27 protein-coding genes are annotated in these 20,841 nt (G+C 50.9%); 15 read left to right on the plus strand and 12 right to left on the minus strand.

Annotation, left to right across the window (positions count from 1 at the left end; all coding sequences use genetic code 11):
- Nucleotide 1 precedes the first annotated feature (1 nt).
- Nucleotides 2-748, minus strand: coding sequence for a MipA/OmpV family protein (locus tag GBC03_19005; protein QFS72149.1), 747 nt, complete (start codon nucleotides 746-748; stop codon nucleotides 2-4).
- 444 nt (nucleotides 749-1,192) lie between these two features.
- Here GBC03_19005 and GBC03_19010 point away from each other — a divergent pair, with 444 nt between their 5' ends.
- The 4 genes from GBC03_19010 to GBC03_19025 all read left to right on the plus strand — a co-directional run bounded on the left by GBC03_19010 (nucleotide 1,193) and on the right by GBC03_19025 (nucleotide 6,713).
- Entirely contained in the window at nucleotides 1,193-3,127 is a 1,935-nt protein-coding gene (locus GBC03_19010; protein ID QFS72150.1) for a PrkA family serine protein kinase, read from the plus strand.
- A gap of 129 nt (nucleotides 3,128-3,256) precedes the next feature.
- The gene (locus tag GBC03_19015) at nucleotides 3,257-4,540 is read left to right on the plus strand and encodes a DUF444 family protein (protein ID QFS72151.1); all 1,284 of its coding nucleotides are present in this window, start codon (nucleotides 3,257-3,259) and stop codon (nucleotides 4,538-4,540) included.
- A 137-nt stretch (nucleotides 4,541-4,677) separates the two neighbouring features.
- Nucleotides 4,678-6,168: a diguanylate cyclase gene (locus GBC03_19020; protein QFS72152.1), complete on the plus strand. Its 1,491-nt coding sequence runs from the start codon at nucleotides 4,678-4,680 to the stop codon at nucleotides 6,166-6,168.
- A 41-nt stretch (nucleotides 6,169-6,209) separates the two neighbouring features.
- Complete coding sequence (locus tag GBC03_19025; protein ID QFS72153.1) at nucleotides 6,210-6,713, plus strand: YbaK/prolyl-tRNA synthetase associated domain-containing protein; 504 nt, start codon at nucleotides 6,210-6,212, stop codon at nucleotides 6,711-6,713.
- Nucleotides 6,714-6,717: 4 nt separating this feature from the next.
- Here GBC03_19025 and GBC03_19030 read toward each other — a convergent pair whose 3' ends face one another.
- A complete protein-coding gene (locus tag GBC03_19030) occupies nucleotides 6,718-6,822 on the minus strand; it encodes a hypothetical protein (GenBank protein ID QFS72154.1) in 105 nt (34 codons plus the stop codon).
- 207 nt (nucleotides 6,823-7,029) lie between these two features.
- Here GBC03_19030 and GBC03_19035 point away from each other — a divergent pair, with 207 nt between their 5' ends.
- Nucleotides 7,030-7,476, plus strand: coding sequence for a DUF441 family protein (locus GBC03_19035; protein QFS72155.1), 447 nt, complete (start codon nucleotides 7,030-7,032; stop codon nucleotides 7,474-7,476).
- Here the strand turns inward: GBC03_19035 and GBC03_19040 are convergent.
- Nucleotides 7,457-8,251 carry a helix-turn-helix domain-containing protein gene (locus GBC03_19040; GenBank protein ID QFS72156.1) on the minus strand — a complete coding sequence of 265 codons (795 nt, stop codon included), beginning with the start codon at nucleotides 8,249-8,251 and terminating at the stop codon, nucleotides 7,457-7,459. The two genes, GBC03_19035 and GBC03_19040, sit on opposite strands and share 20 nt — an antisense overlap.
- 99 nt (nucleotides 8,252-8,350) lie before the next feature.
- On the opposite strand from GBC03_19040, the gene GBC03_19045 reads away from it, so the two are divergent.
- Nucleotides 8,351-9,532 (plus strand): CynX/NimT family MFS transporter, encoded by a 1,182-nt coding sequence (locus tag GBC03_19045; protein QFS72157.1) that lies wholly within the window; start codon nucleotides 8,351-8,353, stop codon nucleotides 9,530-9,532.
- 36 nt (nucleotides 9,533-9,568) lie between these two features.
- On the opposite strand, the gene GBC03_19050 is transcribed toward GBC03_19045, so the two are convergent.
- Complete coding sequence (locus GBC03_19050) at nucleotides 9,569-10,276, minus strand: hypothetical protein (GenBank protein ID QFS72158.1); 708 nt, start codon at nucleotides 10,274-10,276, stop codon at nucleotides 9,569-9,571.
- A gap of 154 nt (nucleotides 10,277-10,430) precedes the next feature.
- On the opposite strand from GBC03_19050, the gene GBC03_19055 reads away from it, so the two are divergent.
- Together GBC03_19055 and GBC03_19060 are read left to right on the plus strand one after the other, a co-directional pair.
- The gene (locus tag GBC03_19055; protein ID QFS72159.1) at nucleotides 10,431-10,940 is read left to right on the plus strand and encodes a DUF523 domain-containing protein; all 510 of its coding nucleotides are present in this window, start codon (nucleotides 10,431-10,433) and stop codon (nucleotides 10,938-10,940) included.
- On the plus strand, nucleotides 10,924-11,271 hold the full coding sequence (locus GBC03_19060; GenBank protein QFS72160.1) for a DUF488 family protein: 348 nt from the start codon (nucleotides 10,924-10,926) through the stop codon (nucleotides 11,269-11,271). Before GBC03_19055 ends, GBC03_19060 begins: the two co-directional genes overlap by 17 nt.
- Here GBC03_19060 and GBC03_19065 read toward each other — a convergent pair.
- Complete coding sequence (locus tag GBC03_19065; protein ID QFS72161.1) at nucleotides 11,257-11,568, minus strand: hypothetical protein; 312 nt, start codon at nucleotides 11,566-11,568, stop codon at nucleotides 11,257-11,259. The two genes, GBC03_19060 and GBC03_19065, sit on opposite strands and share 15 nt — an antisense overlap.
- Before the next feature lie 188 nt (nucleotides 11,569-11,756).
- On the opposite strand from GBC03_19065, the gene yoaK reads away from it, so the two are divergent.
- A complete protein-coding gene (gene yoaK, locus GBC03_19070) occupies nucleotides 11,757-11,855 on the plus strand; it encodes a YoaK family small membrane protein (protein ID QFS72162.1) in 99 nt (32 codons plus the stop codon).
- A gap of 3 nt (nucleotides 11,856-11,858) precedes the next feature.
- Nucleotides 11,859-11,933 (plus strand): hypothetical protein, encoded by a 75-nt coding sequence (locus GBC03_19075; GenBank protein ID QFS74063.1) that lies wholly within the window; start codon nucleotides 11,859-11,861, stop codon nucleotides 11,931-11,933.
- Nucleotides 11,934-11,995: 62 nt separating this feature from the next.
- On the opposite strand, the gene GBC03_19080 is transcribed toward GBC03_19075, so the two are convergent.
- Complete coding sequence (locus GBC03_19080; GenBank protein QFS72163.1) at nucleotides 11,996-12,244, minus strand: GlsB/YeaQ/YmgE family stress response membrane protein; 249 nt, start codon at nucleotides 12,242-12,244, stop codon at nucleotides 11,996-11,998.
- A gap of 462 nt (nucleotides 12,245-12,706) precedes the next feature.
- Here GBC03_19080 and GBC03_19085 point away from each other — a divergent pair, with 462 nt between their 5' ends.
- Nucleotides 12,707-14,854: a formate dehydrogenase subunit alpha gene (locus GBC03_19085; protein QFS72164.1), complete on the plus strand. Its 2,148-nt coding sequence runs from the start codon at nucleotides 12,707-12,709 to the stop codon at nucleotides 14,852-14,854.
- A gap of 130 nt (nucleotides 14,855-14,984) precedes the next feature.
- Here GBC03_19085 and GBC03_19090 read toward each other — a convergent pair whose 3' ends face one another.
- The 4 genes from GBC03_19090 to cspI all read right to left on the minus strand — a co-directional run bounded on the left by GBC03_19090 (nucleotide 14,985) and on the right by cspI (nucleotide 16,079).
- Nucleotides 14,985-15,158: an addiction module toxin, GnsA/GnsB family gene (locus GBC03_19090; protein QFS72165.1), complete on the minus strand. Its 174-nt coding sequence runs from the start codon at nucleotides 15,156-15,158 to the stop codon at nucleotides 14,985-14,987.
- A gap of 207 nt (nucleotides 15,159-15,365) precedes the next feature.
- Nucleotides 15,366-15,596: a hypothetical protein gene (locus GBC03_19095; GenBank protein ID QFS72166.1), complete on the minus strand. Its 231-nt coding sequence runs from the start codon at nucleotides 15,594-15,596 to the stop codon at nucleotides 15,366-15,368.
- A 71-nt stretch (nucleotides 15,597-15,667) separates the two neighbouring features.
- Nucleotides 15,668-15,856 carry a cold-shock protein gene (locus tag GBC03_19100; protein QFS74065.1) on the minus strand — a complete coding sequence of 63 codons (189 nt, stop codon included), beginning with the start codon at nucleotides 15,854-15,856 and terminating at the stop codon, nucleotides 15,668-15,670.
- Between the two features lie 10 nt (nucleotides 15,857-15,866).
- Nucleotides 15,867-16,079 (minus strand): cold shock protein CspI, encoded by a 213-nt coding sequence (cspI, locus tag GBC03_19105; protein QFS74064.1) that lies wholly within the window; start codon nucleotides 16,077-16,079, stop codon nucleotides 15,867-15,869.
- Between the two features lie 627 nt (nucleotides 16,080-16,706).
- Here cspI and GBC03_19110 point away from each other — a divergent pair.
- Together GBC03_19110 and GBC03_19115 are read left to right on the plus strand one after the other, a co-directional pair.
- Nucleotides 16,707-16,940, plus strand: a complete 234-nt coding sequence (locus GBC03_19110; protein QFS72167.1) for a hypothetical protein — start codon at nucleotides 16,707-16,709, stop codon at nucleotides 16,938-16,940.
- Nucleotides 16,940-17,389, plus strand: coding sequence for an NUDIX domain-containing protein (locus GBC03_19115; GenBank protein QFS72168.1), 450 nt, complete (start codon nucleotides 16,940-16,942; stop codon nucleotides 17,387-17,389). Before GBC03_19110 ends, GBC03_19115 begins: the two co-directional genes overlap by 1 nt.
- 503 nt (nucleotides 17,390-17,892) lie before the next feature.
- Here the strand turns inward: GBC03_19115 and GBC03_19120 are convergent.
- A complete protein-coding gene (locus GBC03_19120; GenBank protein QFS72169.1) occupies nucleotides 17,893-18,369 on the minus strand; it encodes a GNAT family N-acetyltransferase in 477 nt (158 codons plus the stop codon).
- 118 nt (nucleotides 18,370-18,487) lie between these two features.
- Between GBC03_19120 and GBC03_19125 the strand changes: the two genes are divergently transcribed.
- Together GBC03_19125 and GBC03_19130 are read left to right on the plus strand one after the other, a co-directional pair.
- Nucleotides 18,488-18,682, plus strand: a complete 195-nt coding sequence (locus GBC03_19125) for a phosphoglycerate mutase (GenBank protein ID QFS72170.1) — start codon at nucleotides 18,488-18,490, stop codon at nucleotides 18,680-18,682.
- 132 nt (nucleotides 18,683-18,814) lie between these two features.
- Nucleotides 18,815-19,114 (plus strand): antibiotic biosynthesis monooxygenase, encoded by a 300-nt coding sequence (locus tag GBC03_19130; GenBank protein ID QFS72171.1) that lies wholly within the window; start codon nucleotides 18,815-18,817, stop codon nucleotides 19,112-19,114.
- Nucleotides 19,115-19,452: 338 nt separating this feature from the next.
- Here the strand turns inward: GBC03_19130 and GBC03_19135 are convergent, their stop codons facing one another.
- Nucleotides 19,453-20,703 (minus strand): NADP-dependent isocitrate dehydrogenase, encoded by a 1,251-nt coding sequence (locus GBC03_19135; GenBank protein QFS72172.1) that lies wholly within the window; start codon nucleotides 20,701-20,703, stop codon nucleotides 19,453-19,455.
- Nucleotides 20,704-20,841: the final 138 nt, after the last annotated feature.

A 20,841-nucleotide genomic window follows, 5' to 3' on the forward strand; every position in this document is an offset into this window, starting at 1 on the left:
ATCAGAACTTATAGGTGATCCCGGTCGAAATCAGGCCAGTCCAGGATTTGTCGATCATCGGGCTGTCGGTAATTTCATCCGACAGACGGGTGTAACGTGCAGTACCGTAAACGCTCCAGTCACCGAGGAAGTTGTAGTTCGCGCTCAGCTCCAGGTACGGGTTCCAGCTGTCGTTCGGGTTATAGCCACGCATACCGCTTCTTGCGGACTCTTTACGAGACACACCGTAGTAGTAGTCGTTCTGATTCTCACTGTTCCACTCAACACCAATACCCGGCGTCAACGTCAGGCCGCCATTGGTGTAGCGATACAGCCAGGCCAGATCCCAGACGATACCGTTGCTGTTGTCCAGCGTATCCCCGGCGAGCGTGGTACGCAGAAAACCGTATTCGGTATTATGGACGTAAGATAAGCCCGCCATCATGGTGCTCTTACGCTTATCCAGACGACGCATCTGACGATCGTCGCTGTCGCCCGGTTTGAAATACATCGGGGACCAGTAGGCCGTGATCGACAACTTGTCTGCAGTGTCGTTCCATAGATAGTATCCACCGCCCAGACCACGGAACCAGAAGTTGTCGCCTTCGTAGTTGATCACCGGAACCGGGTAAACATCTGCGTCGTAATCTTTATAAGGGTGTTCAACCACACCAACGCCAGCGCCAAGCGTCAGGTTGCTTTCAGCGTGCACCACGGTAGCAGACGATGCGATAAACACGCCAAGTGCCAGAAGTTTGAGTTTGGTCACAATCCATCTTTCCTTATTCAATTGTTCAGCGGCAAAAGTGTAACCGCCAATACGTTACAACCCAACCATTTTACAAATTAATGAAAGAATGTAACCGTCTAATTTTGCAGGCTGAGATGACACGCGGCTTACAGTGGGATGAAAACGGTGTGATCTCCTGCCACTTTATTTACATTAACTATGCATTTTTTGCGGATGAGTTATTGATATGCCATTGAAAATCATTTGCGAGCGCATGCAAGTTTTGCAAATGCCATCTACGCTTTAATTTAGAAGTTGTATCGCCGGGCACGTTGGTCTCACGCTGTACAAGCTGGCATGAGAGTTGCTGTTTTTTTGATACGAGACAGTAAATGACGTCGTTCAGTCTACCTCTTCCGGGAGCCTCTACTATTCATATGAACGGCTCTTAACCTGTGCTAAAAAACGAAAGGACGGCATATCATGAATATATTCGATCACTATCGCCAGCGTTATGAAGCTGCCAAGGACGAAGAGTTCACACTGCAGGAGTTTCTTACCACTTGTCGGCAAGATCGCAGTGCTTATGCCAACGCGGCAGAACGGCTATTGATGGCTATTGGTGAACCCGTCATGGTTGATACTGCCCAGGAACCCCGACTTTCTCGCCTCTTCTCCAACCGGGTTATCGCTCGTTACCCGGCGTTTGAAGAGTTTTACGGCATGGAAGACGCGATCGAACAGATTGTCTCTTATCTGAAACACGCGGCTCAGGGGCTGGAAGAGAAGAAACAGATCCTGTATCTGTTGGGGCCTGTAGGGGGCGGGAAATCGTCGCTTGCCGAACGACTGAAGTCGTTGATGCAGCGCGTCCCGATTTATGTCCTGAGCGCCAACGGTGAGCGCAGTCCGGTGAACGATCATCCACTGTGTCTGTTTAATCCGCAGGAAGATACCCAGATTCTGGAAAAAGAGTACGGCATTCCGCGCCGTTATCTCGGCACCATTATGTCGCCGTGGGCTGCCAAACGCCTGCATGAGTTCGGTGGGGATATCACCAAGTTCCGCGTGGTAAAAGTCTGGCCGTCAATCCTTGCGCAAATCGCGATTGCCAAAACGGAGCCCGGCGATGAGAACAACCAGGATATCTCCGCGCTGGTCGGGAAAGTGGATATTCGTAAACTCGAACACCACGCCCAGAACGATCCGGACGCGTATGGCTATTCCGGCGCGCTGTGCCGGGCGAACCAGGGGATTATGGAATTTGTCGAGATGTTTAAAGCACCGATTAAAGTGCTACATCCGCTGCTGACCGCCACTCAGGAAGGGAACTACAACGGCACCGAGGGGATCTCCGCCCTGCCGTTCAACGGTATTATTCTCGCCCACTCGAACGAGTCGGAATGGGTGACTTTCCGTAACAATAAAAACAACGAAGCCTTCCTCGATCGTGTTTATATCGTGAAGGTACCGTACTGCTTACGCATTTCTGAAGAGATTAAAATCTACGAGAAATTGCTTAACCACAGCGAGCTGACCCACGCGCCCTGCGCGCCGGGAACCCTGGAAACGCTGGCGCGCTTCTCGATTCTTTCCCGTCTGAAAGATCCGGAAAACTCGAGTATCTACTCGAAAATGCGCGTCTATGACGGTGAAAGTCTGAAAGATACCGATCCGAAAGCGAAGTCATATCAGGAGTACCGCGACTACTCCGGCGTTGACGAAGGGATGAACGGCCTGTCAACCCGCTTCGCGTTTAAGATCCTCTCGCGCGTCTTTAACTTTGACCATGTCGAAGTTGCCGCTAACCCGGTTCATCTGTTCTATGTACTGGAACAGCAGATCGAACGTGAACAGTTCCCACAGGAGCAGGCAGAACGCTATCTCGAGTTCCTGAAAGGGTATCTGATCCCGAAATACGCCGAGTTCATTGGCAAAGAGATCCAGACCGCCTATCTGGAATCCTACTCGGAATACGGACAGAACATTTTCGACCGTTATGTCACGTATGCCGATTTCTGGATTCAGGATCAGGAGTACCGCGATCCGGATACCGGTCAGTTGTTTGACCGTGAATCGCTGAACGCTGAGCTGGAGAAAATTGAGAAACCCGCGGGGATCAGTAATCCGAAAGATTTCCGTAATGAAATCGTCAACTTTGTGCTGCGCGCGCGCGCCAACAACAGCGGACGGAATCCGAACTGGACCAGCTATGAAAAACTGCGCACGGTCATTGAGAAGAAAATGTTCTCCAATACCGAAGAGCTGCTGCCGGTCATTTCGTTCAATGCCAAAACCTCGACCGATGAGCAGAAGAAACACGACGACTTTGTCGACCGGATGATGGAAAAAGGCTATACCCGTAAACAAGTGCGTTTACTGTGCGAATGGTATCTGCGCGTACGTAAATCGTCTTAACAGCAAACGGCCCGGCGACGCATTGTGCCAGCCGGGCCCACAACGACAGCGAACCGTAGGCCGGATAAGCGAGGCGTATCTGGCACTACAGGTGCCGCATAAAGTTGGCAAATGCAGTACGGGGGACATATGACCTGGTTCATTGACCGACGACTTAACGGTAAAAATAAGAGCACGGTTAACCGCCAGCGCTTTTTACGCCGTTATAAAGCACAAATTAAACAGTCGATCTCCGAGGCCATTAACAAGCGTTCGGTGACCGATGTAGACAGCGGTGAATCTGTCTCCATTCCGACGGAAGATATTAGCGAACCGATGTTTCATCAGGGACGCGGCGGCCTGCGCCATCGCGTTCATCCGGGAAACGACCATTTCGTGCAGAATGACCGTATTGAGCGCCCACAGGGTGGCGGCGGTGGATCCGGAAGTGGACAGGGTCAGGCCAGTCAGGACGGTGAAGGCCAGGATGAATTCGTCTTTCAGATCTCCAAAGATGAATACCTGGATCTGCTTTTCGAAGACTTAGCGCTGCCTAATCTGAAGCAAAATCAGCAGCGTCAGCTTACGGAGTATAAAACGCATCGTGCGGGCTATACCGCCAACGGCGTTCCGGCCAATATCAGCGTCGTGCGGTCGTTGCAAAACTCCCTCGCCCGGCGTACGGCCATGACGGCAGGCAAACGACGCGAACTGCACGCGCTGGAGCAGGATCTCGACACCATCAGCAAGAGCGAACCGGCGCAACTTCTGGAGGAGGAACGGCTACGCAAAGAGATTGCCGAACTGCGGGCCAAAATCGAGCGCGTGCCGTTCATCGACACCTTCGACTTACGTTATAAAAATTATGAGAAGCGTCCCGATCCTTCCAGCCAGGCGGTCATGTTCTGCCTGATGGATGTCTCCGGCTCCATGGATCAGTCGACGAAGGACATGGCCAAACGCTTTTATATTCTGCTCTATCTGTTCTTGAGCCGAACGTATAAAAACGTGGAAGTGGTCTACATCCGTCATCACACTCAGGCGAAAGAGGTCGACGAGCATGAGTTCTTCTACTCTCAGGAAACCGGGGGAACCATTGTCTCCAGCGCCCTGAAGCTGATGGATGACGTCGTGAAAGAGCGTTACGATCCTGCGCAGTGGAACATTTACGCCGCACAGGCATCCGATGGTGATAACTGGGCGGATGACTCCCCGCTGTGCCATGAAATTCTGGCGAAAAAACTGTTGCCAGTGGTTCGCTATTACAGTTACATCGAAATTACCCGCCGCGCGCATCAGACATTATGGCGCGAATATGAGCATCTGCAGTCCACCTTTGATAATTTTGCGATGCAGCATATTCGCGATCAGGATGATATTTATCCGGTGTTCCGCGAGCTTTTTCAAAAACAAGGTACCACCAGCGTCAATTAAACCGCAACCAGCCAGGTAAATAATCTCCTGGCTGGTTCATTTCATGCCTTTTGTACTAACTATTCCCGTTGGTCGGTAGGTTGCACCTGTGACGTGTGATAAAATAGATTATCTGACCAGGAGGGTTGCTGTTTATCATGAAATTGCCTCATAAAGCGCTCAGGCTCTTTATTTCCGCAAGCGTTGTCGTTCTGACATCTTCCTTTTTGATCTACGAACTTATTGCCAGTCATAAGGCAATGAATGGCTATATGCGCTATATCATCGAAAAAGCAGACTCCTCGTTTCTGTATGATAAATACCAAAACCAGAGTATTGCCGCTCATCTGATGCGCACACTAGCCTCGCCGGAGAAAATGGTCTCTGTCGAAGCGCGCAATACCCTTTGTCAGGCGTTTGAAAGTGCCAACTCGGTGTATGGTCTGAATCTGACAAGGCATAATTATCCCGCGCTCAACGGTACGTTACAGACTTCTGTTGCGGACTGCGCGCGTATCACGGACGATGTACTCCTGCTCCCTGCCTTTGACCAGGCCGTGAAGGTTAACCGGGAACAGGTTGATTATGGAAAAGGACTCGCCACCTCAGAAGAGAAATTTCATTATTATCTGGATTTACAGAATCAATATATTTACTTCTATGATTTGATCAATACGCATCAGTTTGCCATGCATCATTGGGCTTTTTTACAGAAAGGCTCATTAGGTATTCATCAGGCTGATATTGATGAATTGTTTTCTGGCCGGACCGTGCTGTCGAGTATCTATCAGGACGATCGTACTGAACTTAATGTGATGAGTTTTTTAACACCGGTCTATCTGAACGGTAAGCTAAAAGGCATCGTGATGGTGGATATTAACAAACACAATTTGCAAAATATTGTGTTTACCCACGATCGTCCCCTGGTCTGGCGTTATCTCAATGCCAGCGTCACCGATACCGACTCAGATAAAACAATTATTATTCATCAAAGCGAAAATAACCTTTTCCCGTACGTCAATTACATCAGCAATCTTCCCGGTGGCCTGCACGTCGAGCTGTCACTCGATATTTTGTATTTCATTGTTTCTTCCTGGAAATTGTTTCTGTTTTACCTGCTGGCGACCGCCCTGCTCCTCAATATGGTCAGACTGCATTTCCGCCTTTACCACAATGTCACCCGCGAAAATATCAGTGATGCGATGACGGGGCTGTATAACCGTAAAATTTTAACCCCGACGCTTGAGCAACGATTGCAACGATTGGTCAGCGCCGGTGCGCCGGTGACCTTTATCGCCATCGACCTCGATAAGCTGAAGATGATTAACGATACGCTGGGGCATCACGCGGGCGATCGGGCGATCACGCTGCTGGCGAAAGCCATCGAGGCATCGGTACGTAAGAGCGATTACGCCATCCGCCTGGGCGGTGATGAGTTTTGCATCATTCTGATAGACGCCGAGCCAGACATGGCTGCTCGTCTGCCGGAACGGATTGCCAGCCATCTGCGAACCGTCGCGCCGGAGAGGGATATTCGTTTTTCATCAGGAAGTTACAGCATGCAGCCGAACGATACGCTGCATGATGCCTACACCGCGTCTGACGAGCAGCTTTACCTCAACAAGCACCAAAATCACCAGCGTTCGTGATAATCTGTCCCGTGTTTTTTTCGCGCGAACAGGAGTGAAAGATGAGCAAAATGGAAAAAGGCAGCGACACCCATCAGCGTTTACTCGATTTATTATCTCTGGAGGGCGCCCGTTATCGCGTCGTCAGCCATGAGGCCGTGGGCAAATGCGAGGCAGTGTCAGAAATTCGGGGCACCGCACTGGGTCAGGGAGCAAAGGCGCTGGTCTGCAAAGTCAAAGGCAATGGAGTGAATCAGCATGTACTGGCGATTTTGCCCGCCGATCAACAAGCCGACCTCGGTCAACTGGCTACCTATCTTGGCGGCCTGCGAGCCTCTCTCGCCAGCCCGGCAGAGGTAGACGAGCTCACCGGTTGCGTGTTTGGTGCGATTCCGCCCTTCAGTTTTCATCCGCAGCTAAAACTGGTTGCCGATCCGCTGCTCTTCGAGCGCTATAGCGAAATTGCCTTTAACGCTGGTGTGCTCACGAAGTCGATCATTCTCAATACTGACGATTATCTGCGCATTGCTCAGCCTGAACGGGTGGCATTTCACCGCGTATCGTAGGCATTCAGCTACCGCGTTCGAGAATTAACACAGAGATCACGATAACGGCGGCAATGGCGAAAAAGGATGAGCTAATAATTAGCGTCTCAATAAACATGTGATCGTTCATGGCTACACCTCATAATGAGAGATACCTGCTCACCTGTTATTGATAGCCCGCGATAATGGCAATTTGATGACAAAACACCAAAATCGCCTGTTTTTTCGCCATCATGCATTTGCCTGAAAATAGCGACCTGATTCTAAAAAAGTCTGTTCTGCATTGCGTTTGAGCGTAGAGTAAACAGGCTTAACTTTTTTTGGCAAGGAAACAACGATGTTTGATGTCACTCTGCTGGTTCTGCTTGGACTGGCAGCTCTGGGCTTTGTCAGCCATAACACCACTGTCGCCGTTTCAATTCTGGTGCTGATTATTGTCCGCGTTACTCCGCTCAATACCTTTTTCCCGTGGATTGAAAAACAAGGGCTAACCATCGGGATTATTATCCTGACGATTGGCGTCATGGCGCCGATCGCCAGCGGGACGCTGCCGCCTTCTACATTGATCCACTCTTTCCTTAACTGGAAATCACTGGTGGCGATTGTGGTTGGCGTGGTGGTGTCGTGGCTCGGCGGTCGCGGTGTGACGCTGATGGGTAGCCAACCCCAACTGGTCGCCGGGTTGCTGGTCGGTACGGTGCTTGGCGTGGCCTTGTTTCGCGGTGTGCCTGTCGGGCCGCTTATCGCCGCCGGTCTTGTCTCGCTTATTGTGGGAAGGCAGTAGTCAACCCCGCCAGATAACGGCCTGGCGTCTGGCCCAGGCCTTTTTTGAACATGGTGATGAACGCGGTGGTCGAGTCGTATCCCAACAGTTGCGCTGCCTGCTGCACGTTGTGCCCCCCGACAAGGGCCTGTAAAGCCAGAATAAGCTGGAGTTGATGACGCCAGCGACGAAAGCTGAGCCCTGTCTCCCTGACGACCAGCCGGGCGAGATTGCGCTCGCTCATCGCAAATACACTGGCCCACTGCCCAAGCGTCTGCCACTGCGCCGGTTCGCGCGCCATCGTTTCAACCATCCGGCGGATCTTCGGGTGCGCAGAAACCGGCAGTTGCATCTGCTCCTGTGGCTGCTGCGGGAGTTCATCGAACAACACCTGCGTCAGGCGCTGCGTCTGCGGTTCTGCCCGCTGACCGTCGCTACGCGTCGCCAGAGAAAGGATCAGTTCCCGACAAAGCGGAGATATTTTTAACGTACAACATCTTCCCGGCAAAGTGACCGCATCCGGTTCGATAAACAGAAAGCAGAGCTCCGCGCCTGCCGTAACATGGTTACTGTGAGGAACGCCGCCGGGGATCCAGACTGCGTACTGCGGCGGCACCATCCACATAGCGCACTCAACATCACAGGTGACGGCCCCGTGCAATGCCATAATCAGTTGCCCTTTACGATGCTGATGCTGTGCACTGAACAGCTCGTCCGGGCGGGCGCGGATACGAAACGCCACGGCGGCATCGTGGTGAAGATCGGGGTCGTATCCGTCGAGTCGCAGGCTGTACATTATTTTGTCCGAAATTAGCGATAAACTGTCATTTTAGCTTGATTCGTTACGCAGATAAACGCGGTAAGGTACGGCCTCACCTGTTGATATGAGAGAACAATGACTTCTTCACCACCACGCGGCAACCACGGAGCCCTGTTGATTGCGGGTATCCTGATGATTGCCACCACGCTACGCGTGACGTTTACCGGCGCCGCCCCTTTGCTGGATGCGATTCGCACGGATTATGGTCTCACGACGGCCCAGACAGGGCTATTAACCACCCTGCCGCTGCTGGCGTTCGCGCTGGTTTCTCCCCTTGCCGCAGGCATTGCCCGTCGTATTGGTATGGAACGCAGCCTCTTTGTCGCGATGTTACTGATTTGCGCCGGGATTGCCGTGCGTTCTCTGTCATCCGCCTCATTGCTGTTTCTCGGCACCGCCATCATCGGTTGTGGTATCGCCCTCGGCAACGTGTTGCTGCCGGGTCTGATCAAGCGCGATTTTTCGCAGCACGTCGCCAGACTGACCGGCGCTTATTCCCTGACGATGGGGGCCGCCGCCGCGCTGGGCTCTGCGCTGGTGGTTCCACTGGCGCTGAGCGGATTCGGCTGGCGCGGTGCGCTGCTGCTGCTGATGGTGTTCCCACTGCTGGCATTTCTGGTCTGGCTGCCGCAATGGCGCAATACCGCCCACGCGAACGTGACCACCTCGCGCACTTTGCATGCGCGCGGCATCTGGCGTTCGCCGCTGGCCTGGCAGGTGACGTTATTTCTTGGGATTAACTCGCTGATTTATTATGTGATCATCGGCTGGCTGCCGGCTATCTTAATCAGCCACGGTTACAGTGAGGCACAGGCCGGCTCGCTGCACGGTTTGCTCCAGTTGGCGACCGCCTCTCCCGGTTTACTCATTCCGCTGGTGCTGTACCGTTTTCACGATCAGCGCAGCATCGCCGCGCTGGTGTCGTTCATGTGTGCAGTGGGTGCGACAGGGTTCTGGTTTATGCCGGGTCAGGCGGTGCTGTGGACGCTGCTGTTTGGATTTGGCTCCGGCGCGACGATGATTCTGGGGCTGACCTTCATCGGCCTGCGCGCCAGTTCAGCACATCAGGCGGCAGCACTTTCCGGCATGGCGCAATCCGTCGGCTATTTATTAGCCGCTTGCGGGCCGCCCCTGATGGGCAGGATCCATGACACCCAGGGAAGCTGGCAGATCCCGCTGCTGGCCGTTGCAGCGTTGGCGGTCGTGATGGCGGTCTTCGGCCTCTATGCCGGGCGTAATAAAGAGATAACAGACTGAACGATTCAGGGCAGACTCACCGCTCTGCCCTGATGATTAGCCTTGCGCGGCGCGCAGCATCGCCTGTACAAGAGGAACCGGTTTACCCGCCAGCGCGCCCCGTTCGTGCTGAAACAGGGTCGCCACATAGAAGGGATGCGTGACCAACTCCACCGCCCGAATCTCGCCGTTATCATCCCAGCCTGTCACGCGCAGATCGCCGCTTTCCAGTTCAGCCGCGAACGCCTCTGCAATGCCATAGTTGCAGTGATAGGCTTCTGAAATCACCGGCTGGCCATACGCTTTGGCAATCAGAGTGTTGGGTCGCAGTTCGATAGCGTCGGTTTTTTCCACCAGCGAACAGATGAGTGGCGCAATGACCATCCGGCCTGTCGTGTCAGTTTCCGCATGGGCGGCATCCGACCACCCCAGCACGTTACGAGCGTATTCGAGGATGGCATGTTGAAAACCGCCGCAGGTTCCCAGGAAGGGAATGCCGTTTTCGCGGGCATAACGGATGGCAGTCAGCGCGCCTTGCGTATTTTTGTATGGACTACCGGGTACTACCCAGATGGCGTCATAGCCGACCAGATCTTCTGCGCTGGTGATTTCGGTGCTGGCCAGCCAGTCGTAATCCGCCACCAGTTCCAGAACCGCAGCGGCGTCATCGATGGCCAGAGGAATCGCCTGATGGGCCGTGATGCCAGCGTTGTAATCACCCACCACCGCAATCCGCAGCGTATCTTTTACAGAGGATATTTCCATGGAGAATTCCTTACGTCAGAACAATTGGGGACAACATAAGGAACCTCAGCCTACCGATCTTTTACTGCCATCACAATACCTTAATTTAAGGATGGGCACGCGCAAAGTGATATAGTGATCGGGTGCTGTTTTTCTGCTTGTCGAGGCAAATGCGATGAAAAGTAAGGTTCTGGTGAGCGCCTGCCTGATGGGGCTGAAGGTGCGTTATAACGGCAGCGAGAAAGCCCGGCCAACGGCGATGTTAGCTCACCTACAGGCGGAACAGCGCCTGGTGATCCACTGCCCGGAGCTGGCCGCAGGATTGCCGACGCCTCGACCACCGGCGGAGATTGTTCAGGCCGATGGCAACGACGTCATGCAGGGGCGTGCAGCCATTGTCGAACAGAGTGGTCATGATGTCACGGCGCACTATCAGCTTGCCGCCTGGTTGGCCCTTCGTACTGCGCAAGAGACCGGCTGTGACGTTGCGCTTCTCACCGACGGCAGCCCAACCTGCGGCAGTCAGTTTATTTACGACGGCAGCTTCAGCGGTCAACGTCATCCCGGAACGGGTGTTGCCGCAGCGCTGTTACGCCAGCACGGGATAACGGTTTTTTCCGACCATCAGCTCGATGAGTTTTGCGCCTGGATTGAGGAGAGAGACAATCATGAATATTCAGTGTAAACGCGTCTACGACCCGGCAGAAAACGACGACGGCTACCGGGTGCTGGTTGACCGGCTGTGGCCGCGCGGGATCAAAAAAACGGATCTCGCGCTGAATGAGTGGGTCAAAGACCTCACCCCTTCAACAGAACTGCGCAAAGCCTTTCACGCAGAAACGATCGATTTTCATCATTTTACTGAGTTGTATCGCGCAGAACTCGCCACGCAGAAGCAGGAAGGTGAGCGACTGGCGCAGATTGCCCGCCAGCAGACGCTGACGCTGCTGTATGCCGCCAAAAACAGCGAACAGAATCACGCCCTTGTGCTGGCGGACTGGCTACGTGAGTTGTAATTTGCGGATATTCGTCGTTTCAGGCTGAATATCCGGCAGCAGCGGCATCAGGTGTTCCGCTCTCACCCAGGCAAAACCCTGCTGCCCGCTTGCCGACACCACCTCCCCCGTCACCAGCCAGAGCGCACGCGGCGTCTCTTTCGGTAGCATCGTGGTAAATCCATTCACTGGATTAATAAATACCTCACCCGGTTGGCAGAGATGAAATAATTCAACCGACTTGCCAATGTTGCCGCGCCCGGCAGGCGTTTTCGCACCAATGATTAGCGCCAGGGAACCCGGCTTTAGCTGGAACATACTTCTCTCATTGCGCTCTCGCGACTCTGGTTAAGACAATTCCGAGAAATAATAGCCTGCCGGGTGCCTGCGTGTCACGCCCTGGCCGCTCGCAGAATAAGCGAAAAGCGCGAGGATAAAACCCCTTTTGTCCCCCATTAACCCCTGTTATCCTTGCAGCTCTTTGCATAATTCAGACAGGTGATCGCATGAGACTGGGCGTACTGTTTCCCGTCGTCATTTTCATTACGGCCGTGGTTTTTTTGGCCTGGTTTTTTATCGGTGGCTATGCCGCACCGGGGGCGTAAATCATGAAAAAAACGACGCTGATTATGATTGTCGTTGCGGTAGTTGTGGTGCTGGGTACCGAACTGGGCTGGTGGTAACACCTGGCCCAAAATGACAAAGGCCACCCTCAGGTCGCCTTTTGTCAGTCAATTTTTGCGTCTTAGCTTTTGATTTTTCTGTAGATAAACAGCACTACGATAGCACCAATAATCGCCACCGCGAAGCTGCCGAAATTAAAGCCGTCCACTTTCCCAAAGCCAAGCAGGGTACTGATCCATCCCCCCACCACGGCACCGACGATCCCCAGAATGATCGTCATAAAGAATCCACCACCATCCTTACCAGGCATAATCCACTTCGCCAGAATACCTGCAATCAGACCAAAAATAATCCATGAAATAATGCCCATTTTTTCCTCGCTTATCGATTTTACGTTAGCGGTTTATTCGCCGTTAAAAAGGATAGCACATCGTCAGGAAATTGAAATTTGTGATGTACATCACCTTATTGAGCTTTCTGATTTCTCCCACAAAAGATGGGGTTGCAAGTTTAGATGATAAAGATTATCTTTCTCATTACTGAATAGTTGAGTAAATAACTCAGGTATTTAGTACGACATTGCTCACATTGCTTCCAGTATTTCTTGCCCGCCTTCGTGCGGGCTTTTTTTTGACGCCAGCTCGTCATTTATGTCGAATTCACTGTCATTTTTCCTGTCGGCTCTGCCTGGAGTCGCGTCAACGCTGACTTTGCCACTCTGGCACGTATTGTGCTTATCCTCTGCGTCATGACGACAACCCGAAGCTTCAGCGGCTCCGCGCTGGCTTCGTCACAATTTGCGCTATTTCAGCTTTTAACAGGTCTGTTATTGATGAAAAAAATCACCAGTGTCTGTCCCTACTGTGGGGCCGGGTGCAAGCTTAAGCTTGTTGTTGAAAATAACAAAATCATCCGCGCCGAAGCGGCTGAGGGCGTTACCAACCAGAACCAGCTTTGTCTGAAAGGGTACTATGGCTGGGACTTCCTCAACGATACCCGCCTTCTGACCCCTCGCCTCACCCGTCCGATGATCCGCTACCAAAAAGGCGGCAAATTTACCCCGGTCAGTTGGGATGAAGCGATCCGCTATACCGCCCGACGTTTACTGGAAATTCGCGACAGCGAAGGCCCGCGCGCCATTATGACTACCGGTTCCTCACGCGGCACCGGCAATGAAACCAACTATGTAATGCAGAAATTCGCCCGAGCGGTCCTCAACACCAACAACGTCGACTGCTGCGCCCGCGTGTGTCACGGACCTTCAGTGGCCGGACTCCAGGAAACGCTGGGCAATGGCGCGATGAGTAATTCCATCAGCGACATAGAAAACTCCAAATGCCTGCTGATCTTCGGCTACAACTGTGCAGACTCTCACCCGATTGTGGCGCGTCGGGTGATCAACGCGCGTCAGAATGGCGCGAAGATTATTGTTTGCGATCCTCGCCGCATAGAAACCGCCCGCATTGCTGACCAGCATCTGCAGCTGAATAACGGTTGCAATATGGCGCTGGTAAACGCCTTTGGTTACGTCCTCGTTGAAGAACAGCTTTACGATAAAGAATACGTACACAAGCATACGCAAGGGCTGGATGCCTATTGGCAGACGGTTAAGGACTATTCGCCGGAAGCCGTCGAGCACTTAACCGGCGTTCCGGCCTCACAGGTGCGTCAGGCGATGCGGACCTTTGCCGCAGCCCCTTCCGCAACCGTAATGTGGGGGATGGGCGTGACGCAGTTTGGTCAGGCCGTCGATGTGGTACGCGGATTATCGAGCCTTGCGCTGTTGACCGGTAACCTCGGTCGTCCTCACGTGGGTGTCGGCCCGGTTCGAGGACAGAACAACGTCCAGGGAGCCTGCGATATGGGCGTATTACCTAATCTCTTTCCCGGATATCAGGATGTTACCGATGCGGCCGTCAGAGAGAAATTCGCCAGCGCCTGGGGAATCGACGCCAGCCGGATGGACGACAAGGTCGGCACACGCATCACCGAAGTTCCGCATCTGGCGCTGGAAGGCAAAATCAAAGCCTACTACATCATGGGGGAAGATCCGCTGCAAACAGAAGCCGATCTGGGACTGGTGCGCGACGGTTTCGCGGCGCTGGATTTTGTCGTGGTACAGGATATTTTCATGACCAAAACCGCCGAGATGGCGGACGTTATTTTACCCGCCACCTCCTGGGGGGAGCACGGCGGCGTATTCACCTGTGCCGATCGGGGCTTCCAGCGCTTTGAAAAGGCCATTGAACCTACCGGTGACGTGAAGCGCGACTGGGAAATTATCAGCCTGCTTGCCAGCGAAATGGGCTACCCCATGCACTATGAAAACAATCAGCAAATCTGGGATGAGATGCGTGAGCTGTGCCCGCTGTTCTATGGTGTGACTTACGAAAAGATGGGCGATATGGGACATGTCCAGTGGCCCTGCCCCGACCTTGACCACCCCGGTACGCCATATCTGTATGAAAACAGCCGCTTTGACACAAAAGACGGTAAAGGCAAGTTGTTTGCCGCACCGTGGCGCGCCCCTGCGGAAGTCCCTGACGAGGTGTATCCACTGGTCTTGTGTACGGTGCGCGAAGTCGGTCACTATTCCTGTCGTTCTATGACCGGTAACTGTGCCGCGCTGCAGGCGCTTGCCGATGAACCCGGCTATGTGCAAATCAGCTTGCAGGATGCGCAAAAGGCGGGCATTCGCCATCGCGACCTGGTGTGGGTTAGCTCGCGCCGGGGAAAAGTGATCAGTCGGGCGGATGTCTCCGAACGTATTAATCACGGGGCAGTGTATATGACCTATCAATGGTGGATTGGCGCGTGCAATGAATTAACGCAGGATAATCTCGACCCTATCTCAAAAACGCCGGAAACCAAGTATTGTGCGGTTAAGGTCGAGAAGATTGTCGATCAGCAGTGGGCCGAACGCTATGCTGCGCAGACCTACCGTGACATGAAGACGCGACTTTGCGAGGCGATTGAATAGCGTAACGACATCGCGTAGCGGGTGAAATGAGCTCAAACCACCTCCAGTGGAGGTGGTTTGAGTTTGATAATAAAAAAGCACCCTCTCTTTATAAGATGATGCTTTCATTAGCGCTGGTTGTCGATGACCGCTAGATCAAATTAATTTTGATGTCATAGCTTTCCAACCCAGTCATTTTCTCTCGCGCCGTAAACTGGATATCAGAGACTTCTTTACCTGTCTTTTTTTTGAGCTCAACTATTTTTTTGGTAATAAAATCAGAAATATCCGCTTCAGTTTTTCTCTTTAACTCTTCGATTTTCATTATGCACCTCTTGGTCTGTAACGGCACCGATGCCCCCAGCAGATCCCATGATTCATGTGAAAACTTATACAACCACTGATATCTATAAACGATATGCAGTAAAGTTTCAATAATCAAGAGGTTAGTGGATATGGTTTATACCAAACCTGCTCAAGAAGCAAACAACAATCCGCAGTTTTACTGCCGTTCATAGAGGACTATGAGTCGTTATTTAAAGAGCTTTGATGCCGCCGCAATAATTTCTTCCGAAGTGACAGCCCGATCAGAGGCAACATGAACTATTTTATGATCTCCAGTGAGAGACGGGAAACCTGCGGACATGACTTGCAGGTGTGCCTTTTCCCCATTAGGGTACTCACGCATTATTGTAGTAATACTCTTCATGACTGATACGACTACTGCCGATTCTGAATTAAAAAATACTATCACTTTTTTCATAATTATTCCGTGATGATTCCGTTAATAAGAATAGCTTAAAAATAAAAAAGGCTCCCAAAGGAGCCTGAATTTTATTTTCTGAAATCCAATGGAGACTGACCAGAACGAATGTACATTGCAATATTATCGAATGTTATCATTGTAGTTTTGCAAAAAATACATTTCGCGCCGAAAGGATTTCTATCAGTGACATCGAAAGACGATGTTCTGTACTGAGACCCATGGCAACAAGGGCATCTGAAGTGAATATTATTAGTAATAGCAGTTTCCTTAAAGCGCCACGACGTTAACTGCCGAGGGACCTTTTGGACCTTGCTCGATACCGAACTCGACTTCCTGATTCTCATTCAGCGTCTTAAAATCGTTACTCTGGATAGCAGAGAAATGGACGAATACATCCTTACTACCATCTTTTGGAGTGATAAAACCAAAACCTTTTTCAGGATTGAACCATTTAACTAAACCAGTCATTTTGTTAGACATAATCATTACCTTTTTGAGTAAGCCCTTGGGCAGAATGGTCCGAAGAAAAATTATCAGAGAGGAAAAACCAACAAGGAAGTCTCAACAGGAACAAATAATAAAACTATTCTAGTGACTGCTTCAGATAAATTCATAACAAACCAGAACTCCATTAACGCATGATTAACGCGACATAGCAAGGTATAGTTTTGTAAGTCAGTTAACCCGCTACTAACGAACAAAAAAATAATATAAATAGCTTTAACCAGAAATTATGCCATGCTGATTCTGACCTTTATCTATCGCCCTAAGTTGTGAGGGATTTTGGCTCATGGAAGAGTCTCATTTTCCCCCTTCGCTTTTCTGTTTTTCAGCGACAGAACATACTGTTACGTTAATCGACGATATTTTTTGTGACTCTTCTCCCGACAATACACTTTTAGTGTTTCTTCAGGACTCATATGTCTTTGACAAGTCACTCCTGCCATGTCGCGTTCATCAGCGATGACAACCTAACGTTCATGCTTCTGGTGCAATATCTACGAGCATGTCGCGTACAATCCGGCGTTGGCTACGGTTGTTTTGCTTGTGACGACAGCGACAAGATCTGCGGTGTGCTTTGCGGCATCAGTCCAGGGCTACGCACCGATGGTCCATAAAAATGGTGTCTGGGGACTGGCAACTGCGCGGCTTTTTAATGAAGCACCCAGGCAGTTAGCGCAGCAACAAAGCTCGGACAAAATAGGTGGTAACAAGCGTATTGCGTTATATACTTTTCGCGCGCGCCACGGCATGAACAACCTGGCCGTTGCTGCAGTTCGTTATCCTAAACGATATGGCTGCGGCATCCTCCGTTTTGGCCATGCGAAAAGGAGTGAGTAATGGACTATGTACAGCAGATGCGCAGCATGATTGGTCATCGTTTACTTTTACTGGCGGGTTCTAATGTCGTTCTGACAGACCAAAATCAGCGTATCCTCCTGCAACATCGACGGGACGGAACATGGGGCCTGCCCGGTGGGCTTCTTGAACCGGGTGAGTCTTTGGAAGAAACAGCCATACGTGAAGTTAAGGAAGAAACAAATCTTGATGTCCACAACCTGACTTTATTGGGCGTTTTTTCCGGTCCGGAATATACATTTACACTTCACAACCAGGACAAAATCAACGTCGTTACATCCCTTTTCTGGTCTGGTGACTGGAGTGGAGAAATAGTGAATGACCCCGAAGAAGGGCTGGAGCTTGCTTTTTTTTCTCCGAATGATTTACCTAACAATATGGACAAAGAATATCAGGTTTATATAAGCCATTATCTGGCATGGTTAAAATGAACCAGCCGAATGTGTGATAGCTCATGCCTGCATAGACTGTAACTGTATTTCCCGTTCACTTACCCGTCGTAACAGTTGCGGCACGACAGGGACGAGATATGCAGCGCCGAAGACGTTCGAAGTCATCGGTCGCGGTCTTCGCGGCGATCGCGCCTTCCATACCTTTAACGATCAGGTCCGCGGCTTCGAACCACTGCATGTGGCCCAGCAGTGCATAGAGAAAATTTGTTCAACACTATGATAAATATCAACTTATTCAACTTTCAGCCTGTAAAAAGGCTCAATCACTCATGACGCAGCACCTTGATTAACAAAATTATATTTGTCGTTTTGGGAAAGTTTTCTGCTCTGTTTTGAAGCAACTTAGTTTTCTTTTGGTTAGTACTTTGTGGTGTGAATTAGACTAACCTGCCTCGAATAAACATCAGGACTCGGGGCCAGTTATGAGCGAATAGCGAACATAGTTTCGTCGATACTGCCGGCTTTTATTGCGTGTCAGTGGCTCAACCCGTAATAGATTTACTCATATTGATACCCGTCACTCCGAATCCGCTGGTTTCATAGACATGCCGGGCGCGAGCATTATCACCTGCAACACGCAATCTGATCTCTTTAAAACCTTTCGCCAGCAGATACTCTTCGAAAGCACGTAGAGATTGTTTGCCAAGTCCCAATCCCTGACAGGAGTTGAAAATATGAAAATCGTAGATAAAAACAGTGCGCTTAGTCGAGTCTGGTTTGTACCAGAGATAACCTACATGATTGTTAGTATTGTCCGAATGAGCAACAATACACATTAATACTTGCCCATGTGTATTAATTCCATCGGGAAGCATTTCCGCTATTTCCTGCTTCGCTCTGGCAAGAGAATCACGAGGGGAGACCATGTAGTTTGATTCGATCTCATATGCATAATCATTAACGAAATATTCGAGATAAGCAGGATACTCATCTTTTGTCATCGCTCGAAAAGAAATCATATCGGAATCCTCAACCTTATCATGCTGAAAAATATGAATATATTAATAACAACGCAGATCTCTATCGTCAATCATGTTCACGTCTAAATATGCGTTCAGGCCAGGTGATTAGCATAAGATAGCTAAACAACGCGCCGTTCAGGCTGCGGATATCCTGGTGACATCGGTAAAAGTAGTAAACGGGCCTGTTCTGCTTATGGGTCATTGGGTGATGAATCGACTGATTGCAAAGGAACTCGTATCGATGGGCTGGAAAGAGTATCGTCGACAGGGCAACGGTTACTGGAACGCTGTTATCTACAGCTTACTGTAAGTAAAAATCTTGATTAAACATTCAATATATCCAACCTCTTGAGTCTACCAGGCCCGCTTCTGGCTCTGACCAGCCCTTCAGGCTGGAATTACACGTAAAGAGCCTTGTACCATTTTTAATGAAGGAGTTCGCATGCTAAAGGTCATCGCCGAAGATTTTATCAAACTTGAGTGTGTCGAAACCGTTCTCCCTTTCTACCGCGAACTCATCGCCGCAACAAAGAAAGAGCCCTTGTGTATTGCTTATGATTTGTACCAGGATGAAAAGGATCCGGGGCATTTTATTTTCATTGAAGAGTGGCCTGACCGGGCAGCACTCGATGCACACTGCGCCAGCGAGCATTTCACTCGGCTTGTTCCTTTGATTGATCAATACGCGCGTAAAGCGGCGCAGTACATTCTGATGGATGGTCGGGTGGAACCAGAGAGATAACGTTCGATTCTGGCATGAAGTGGACTAACCCAGAGTCGAAGCCAATTCTACGCAAGACCTAAAATAATCCTCTATCCATTTAACGATTTTCCAGCTCAAGATAATCCGCATTGCTGATCGAGTCCGCGCCCCCAAAATCCAATAACCCGTCGAAGTCTCCATTCGTGGGATGAGTAATCTTCTCCCTGAAAAAAGTGCATGAAACTAAAACGGGTCTATTTACACGCTGACCTAACGCTTATCGGCTGAAAGCAAAACTATTTTGGGGCAGAACGTTAAAAGGGGTAAAAAAAACGGGAACCCATCGGCTCCCGTTCTTGTTTAACCCAGATACTGGATTACATGTTTTCGATGATCGCGTCACCAAACTCTGAACATTTCAGCAGTTTAGCGCCTTCCATCAGACGTTCGAAGTCATAGGTCACGGTCTTCGCGGCAATCGCGCCTTCCATGCCTTTAACAATCAGGTCTGCGGCTTCGAACCACTGCATGTGGCGCAGCATCATCTCAGCGGACAGGATGATAGAGCCCGGGTTAACTTTGTCCTGACCGGCGTATTTCGGCGCCGTACCGTGCGTTGCTTCGAACAGCGCGCACTCGTCACCAATGTTTGCGCCAGGGGCGATACCAATACCACCTACCTGTGCAGCCAGAGCGTCAGAGATGTAGTCACCGTTCAGGTTCATACAGGCGATCACATCATATTCGGCCGGACGCAGCAGGATCTGTTGCAGGAACGCATCGGCAATCACATCTTTAACCACGATCTCTTTACCGGTGTTCGGGTTCTTGATTTTCATCCACGGGCCGCCATCGATCAGTTCAGCACCGAATTCTTCACGCGCTAACTGGTAACCCCAGTCTTTGAACGCGCCTTCGGTGAACTTCATGATGTTGCCTTTATGAACCAGGGTCAGAGAGTCACGGTCGTTAGTGATCGCGTATTCGATCGCCGCACGAACCAGACGCTTGGTACCGTCTTCGGAGCACGGTTTGATACCGATACCGCAGTGTTCAGGGAAGCGAATTTTCTTCACGCCCATCTCTTCACGCAGGAATTTAATCACTTTTTCTGCATCTGCAGAGTCCGCTTTCCACTCGATACCGGCGTAGATGTCTTCTGAGTTTTCACGGAAGATAACCATGTCGGTCAGTTCCGGATGTTTAACCGGGCTTGGGGTGCCCTGATAGTAACGAACTGGACGCAGGCAAACGTACAGGTCAAGTTCCTGACGCAGCGCAACGTTCAGAGAGCGAATACCGCCACCAACCGGGGTGGTCAGCGGGCCTTTAATCGCCACGCGGTAGTCACGAATCAGATCCAGGGTTTCCGTCGGCAGCCAGACGTCCTGGCCGTATACCTGGGTGGATTTCTCACCGGTGTAAATTTCCATCCAGGAGATTTTACGCTCGCCTTTATAAGCTTTCTCAACGGCAGCGTTGACAACTTTGATCATCGGAGGGGTAACATCAACACCGATGCCGTCGCCTTCAATGAATGGGATAATCGGATTGTGCGGCACATTTAGCTTGCCGTCTTTCAGGGTGATTTTTTGACCTTCTGCCGGAACAACTACTTTGCTTTCCATTCACCTCTCCTTCGAGCGCTTCTGGTTGCTCGTCTGTCATCGCGCTGCATGTGCTTTTGCGTCCTGCTGCACGACTGCGTTAGAGCAATTTTTTGTTAATGTTTTGTAATGAGCATGTCAATACTACCCTAATGTTCG

Source organism: Citrobacter telavivensis (assembly GCA_009363175.1).
Lineage (GTDB): Bacteria > Pseudomonadota > Gammaproteobacteria > Enterobacterales > Enterobacteriaceae > Citrobacter_A > Citrobacter_A telavivensis.